The organism is Streptomyces sp. RP5T (assembly GCF_003933965.1).
Lineage (GTDB): Bacteria > Actinomycetota > Actinomycetes > Streptomycetales > Streptomycetaceae > Streptomyces.
In genome coordinates, this window is record NZ_RSAJ01000588.1 from 1 (window position 1) to 5,084 (window position 5,084).

The 5,084-nt window shown below is 70.0% G+C and carries 4 protein-coding genes and 1 pseudogene; 1 reads left to right on the plus strand and 4 read right to left on the minus strand.

Translation table 11 applies throughout. From position 1 onward, the window contains the following. From EHS43_RS36955 to EHS43_RS36970, 4 genes and pseudogenes are all read right to left on the minus strand, one after another. Window positions 1-598: pseudogene (locus EHS43_RS36955) on the minus strand (hypothetical protein); the annotation flags it as partial. Further along, window positions 580-1,320, minus strand: a complete 741-nt coding sequence (locus EHS43_RS36960) for an ABC transporter ATP-binding protein (protein WP_125194989.1) — start codon at window positions 1,318-1,320, stop codon at window positions 580-582. The pseudogene EHS43_RS36955 and the gene EHS43_RS36960, both read right to left, overlap by 19 nt. 191 nt (window positions 1,321-1,511) lie before the next feature. Next, entirely contained in the window at window positions 1,512-2,876 is a 1,365-nt protein-coding gene (locus EHS43_RS36965) for an aspartate aminotransferase family protein (RefSeq protein WP_125194991.1), read from the minus strand. 19 nt (window positions 2,877-2,895) lie between these two features. Further along, on the minus strand, window positions 2,896-3,426 hold the full coding sequence (locus EHS43_RS36970; protein WP_125194992.1) for an Lrp/AsnC family transcriptional regulator: 531 nt from the start codon (window positions 3,424-3,426) through the stop codon (window positions 2,896-2,898). Window positions 3,427-3,596: 170 nt separating this feature from the next. Between EHS43_RS36970 and EHS43_RS36975 the strand changes: the two genes are divergently transcribed. Then, a complete protein-coding gene (locus EHS43_RS36975; protein ID WP_125194994.1) occupies window positions 3,597-5,036 on the plus strand; it encodes a gamma-aminobutyraldehyde dehydrogenase in 1,440 nt (479 codons plus the stop codon). The last annotated feature ends 48 nt before the right edge of the window (window positions 5,037-5,084 follow it).

Sequence of the window (5,084 nt, forward strand, 5' to 3'; positions counted from 1 at the left end):
CCCCGAAGGGCTCCCTCGCCGTCTTCCTGCCGTACGCCCCGAAGCGGCCGTACGACCGTGCCTCCCGCTTCGCCGCGGCGGGCCGGTCGTCCCGGGGCCGCAGGACGAGTCCCACCGTCACCGACGCGATCACCGGGACCAGGCCCAGCAGGGTCAGGGCGGCCGGCAACGGCAGGGGGGAGTCGGCCGCGAGGAAGTCGGCCGCCGCCCCGTCGAAGGGCATGCCCGTCAGGTCGCCCCGCAGGTGGAGGAAGAAGAGCAGCGCCAGCATCGAGCCGAGGGTGCAGGACAGAGCTGTCGTCGTGGCCGTGACGGCCATCAGCCGGGCCGGTCCGAGGCCGATCGCCGCGAGTCCGGGGCGGGGGCGGGTGCCCGGGTCGGTGCGGGCGACCGCCAGGGCGAAGTGGACCGTCGCCGCCAGCGGAGTCAGGCACCACGCCAGACGCAGCACGGCACCCGACGGATCCTCGGGGTGGCTGATCGCGTGGCCGAGGGTGCACAGGAGGAGGAACCCCGTGCCCGCCGAGGCCAGCGCCACCAGGAGGCGGCGCAGGTGCACGGCGGGACGGGCGCCCCGGGTCAGACGGAGAGCGAGCACGCGGTACGGCCTTCCGAGTCGGCCATCGGGGGCAGGTGCACGGTCTTCACCCGGCGTCCGTCCAGGAGGGTGACCGTGCGGTCCGCCAGGGCTGCGGTGTCGGGGTCGTGCGTCGCCAGGACCACGGTGATGCCGTGGGAGCGGGCGGCCGTCGTGAGCGTGCGCAGGACGTGCGCGCGGTCCGCCCGGTGCAGCGGGGCCGTCGGCTCGTCCGCGAACAGGACCGACGGGGCCGGGGCCAGGGCGCGGGCGACGCAGACGCGCTGGCGTTCGGACCGGGTCAGCTCGTGCGGGCGGCAGCGGGTCCGGTCGCCGATGTCGAGGCGCTCCAGCCACTCCAGGGCGGCCGTCCTGGCGCGCCGGCGACCGGTGCCGCGCAGCATGAGGGGGAGGGCGGCGTTCTCCCAGGCGTTGAGCTCGGGGACGAGCACCGGGGCCGGGTCGATCCAGCCGAAGCGGTCGCGGCGTAGGCGCTCACGGGTCATCGGGCCCATGGTGTGCACCGGCACGCTGTTGAACCAGACCTCGCCGCGCTGGGCCGGGACCAGCCCCGACAGGCAGCTGAGCAGTGCGGTCTTGCCGCTGCCGCGCGGGCCGCTCACGGCGAGGATCTCGCCCTCGCGCACGCCCAGGGAGACGCCCTGGAGCGCCGGTGAGCCGTCGCGGTGGGTGAAGTGCAGGGAGCGTGCCCAGAGCACGTCGTTGTCCGGCGGGGCCTCCATGGGCGTACACCTCGTTCTGGTCCGTAGTGCCTTGCAATCCCCCGAGCGGGGGAACGAAAGCAGGGCCGATCGGTTACCAGGCACGCTAAGGAGGCGGGGGCGGGACGCCGTACAGCACACGGCCCGGGGTGCGTGCCTGTCACTCGGACGGGCGCACTCCGGGCCGTACGATCCTCTGAATCGCCGGGGGGCTAGAGCTTGGTCCAGGCCTCGGTGAGGGTGGCGCGCAGGATCTGCTCGATCTCGTCGAAGGTCTCCTGGTTGGAGATCAGCGGCGGGGCGAGCTGGACGACCGGGTCGCCGCGGTCGTCGGCACGGCAGTACAGGCCGTTGTCGAAGAGGGCCTTGGACAGGAAGCCGTACAGGACGCGCTCGGTCTCCTCGTCGTTGAAGGACTCCTTGGTGTGCTTGTCCTTCACCAGCTCGATGCCGTAGAAGAAGCCGTTGCCGCGGACGTCGCCGACTATCGGCAGGTCGTGCAGCTTCTCCAGGGTGGCGCGGAAGTTGCCCTCGTTGTCCAAGACGTGCTGGTTGAGGTTCTCGCGCTCGAACAGGTCGAGGTTGGCGAGGCCGACCGCCGCGGAGACCGGGTGGCCGCCGAAGGTGTAGCCGTGCAGGAAGGTGTTGTCGCCCTTGTAGAACGGCTCGGCGAGGCGGTCGGAGATGATGCAGGCGCCGATCGGGGAGTAGCCCGAGGTCATGCCCTTGGCGCAGGTGATCATGTCCGGGACGTAGTCGAACTTGTCGCAGGCGAACATCGTGCCGAGGCGGCCGAAGGCGCAGATGACCTCGTCCGAGACGAGCAGCACGTCGTACTGGTCGCAGATCTCGCGCACCCGCTGGAAGTAGCCGGGCGGGGGCGGGAAGCAGCCGCCCGCGTTCTGCACGGGCTCCAGGAAGACCGCGGCGACGGTGTCCGGGCCCTCGAAGAGGATCTGCTGCTCGATCTGGTCGGCGGCCCAGCGGCCGTACGCCTCGGGGTCGTCGCCGTGGATCGGGGCGCGGTAGATGTTGGTGTTCGGGACCTTGTGCGCGCCCGGGACCAGCGGCTCGAAGGGGGCCTTGAGGGCCGGCAGGCCGGTGATGGACAGGGCGCCCTGCGGGGTGCCGTGGTAGGCGACCGCGCGGGAGATGACCTTGTACTTGGTGGGCTTGCCGGTGAGCTTGAAGTACTGCTTGGCGAGCTTCCAGGCGGTCTCGACCGCCTCGCCGCCACCGGTGGTGAAGAAGACCTTGTTCAGGTCGCCGGGCGCGTGCTGCGCGAGGCGCTCCGCGAGCTCGACGGCCTTCGGGTGGGCGTAGGACCACACCGGGAAGAACGCCAGCTCCTGCGCCTGCTTGAAGGCGGTCTCGGCCAGTTCCGTGCGGCCGTGGCCGGCCTGGACCACGAACAGGCCCGCGAGACCGTCGAGGTAGCGCCTGCCCTTGTCGTCGTAGATGTAGGTGCCCTCGCCCCGGACGATGGTCGGGACCGGGGAGTTCTCGTACGAGGACATGCGGGTGAAGTGCATCCACAGGTGGTCGTACGCGGTGCGGCTGAGGTCCTTGGAGCTCACGGTTATCGGGTCCTCACGGTTATCGGGTTCCCCACATGTAGGTCTGCTTCTTGAGCTTCAGATAGACGAAGCTCTCGGTGGAGCGCACTCCGGGGATGGCCCGGATGCGGCGGTTGATGACCTCCAGGAGGTGGTCGTCGTCCTCGCAGACGATCTCCACCATCAGGTCGAAGGAGCCGGCCGTCATCACCACGTACTCGCACTCGGACATGGCGGTCAGCGCGTCGGCCACGGACTCGACATCGCCCTCGACGTGGATGCCGACCATCGCCTGGCGCCGGAAGCCCACGGTGAGCGGGTCCGTGACGGCGACGATCTGCATCACGCCCTGGTCGAGCAGCTTCTGGACACGCTGGCGTACGGCCGCCTCGGACAGGCCGACGGCCTTGCCGATCGCGGCGTACGGACGGCGGCCGTCCTCCTGGAGCTGTTCGATGATGGCGAGGGAGACGGCGTCCAGGTTCGGGCTGCTGCCGTTCCTGGACTCGTTCCTGGACTCGCGGGAGTCCCTGGGGTCTGCGCTTCGACTGGCCACGGGCTCACTGTGCACGACGTCTCGTCGGTTTCGCAAGGTCGAGGCGATGAAATTCGTTGTTCACACGACCGAGACCTGCGGATTTCGCAGCCTTGGCGGGATCGGGGGTGTTGAAAACGTGGAGCTGGCGATTAGGGTGGGTGTCTCAGTCAGTGGACAGTTCCAAACCCTCCAGGAGGCCGGCAGTGAGCACCGAGCTGCGTCGTCTGCGCAACTACATCGACGGTGAGTTCCGGGACGCCGCCGACGGGCGGACCACCGAGGTGGTCAACCCCGCGACCGGCGAGGCGTACGCGACCGCGCCGCTGTCCGGGCAGGCGGACGTGGACGCGGCGATGGCCGCAGCTGCCGCGGCCTTCCCCGGCTGGCGCGACACCACGCCCGCCGAGCGGCAGAAGGCCCTGCTGAAGATCGCGGACGCGTTCGAGGAGCGGGCCGAGGAGCTCATCGCGGCGGAGGTGGAGAACACCGGCAAGCCGATCGGGCTCACGCGGTCCGAGGAGATCCCGCCGATGGTCGACCAGATCCGGTTCTTCGCGGGCGCGGCCCGGATGCTGGAGGGCCGGTCGGCCGGCGAGTACATGGAGGGCCTGACCTCGATCGTGCGGCGCGAGCCGGTCGGCGTCTGCGCCCAGGTCGCCCCCTGGAACTACCCGATGATGATGGCCGTGTGGAAGTTCGCCCCGGCGATCGCGGCCGGCAACACGGTCGTGCTGAAGCCGTCGGACACCACGCCCGCGTCGACCGTGCTGATCGCCGAGATCATCGGCGGGATCCTGCCGAAGGGCGTCTTCAACGTCGTCACCGGCGACCGCGACACCGGCCGGCTGATGGTCGAGCACCCCACGCCGGCGATGGCGTCCATCACCGGGTCGGTGCGGGCCGGTATGTCGGTCGCCGAGTCCGCGTCCAGGGACCTGAAGCGGGTGCACCTGGAGCTGGGCGGCAAGGCCCCGGTCGTCGTCTTCGAGGACACCGACATCGCGAAGGCCGTGGAGGACATCTCCGTGGCGGGCTTCTTCAACGCCGGGCAGGACTGCACGGCGGCCACGCGGGTGCTGGTGCAGTCCTCGATCCACGACGAGTTCGTCGCGGCGCTCGCGAAGGCGGCGGCCGACACGAAGACCGGGCAGCCGGACGACGAGGACGTGCTGTACGGCCCGCTCAACAACCCGAACCAGCTCAAGCAGGTCTCCGGGTTCATCGAGCGGCTGCCCGCGCACGCCAAGGTCGAGGCCGGTGGCCACCAGGTGGGTGAGAAGGGGTACTTCTACGCGCCGACCGTCGTGTCCGGGCTGAAGCAGGACGACGAGATCATCCAGAACGAGGTGTTCGGGCCGGTCATCACCGTGCAGTCCTTCTCCGACGAGGAGCAGGCCGTGTCCTGGGCCAACGGTGTCGAGTACGCCCTCGCGTCCTCGGTGTGGACCAAGGACCACGGCCGTGCGATGCGGATGTCCAAGAAGCTGGACTTCGGGTGCGTGTGGATCAACACGCACATTCCGCTGGTCGCGGAGATGCCGCACGGCGGGTTCAAGAAGTCGGGGTACGGCAAGGACCTGTCGGGTTACGGGTTCGAGGACTACACGCGGATCAAGCATGTGATGACGTCCCTGGACGCGTAGTCCTCCGGGGTCTTGCGGGGTCCTCGGGGGCGGAGGGGTCTTCGGCTG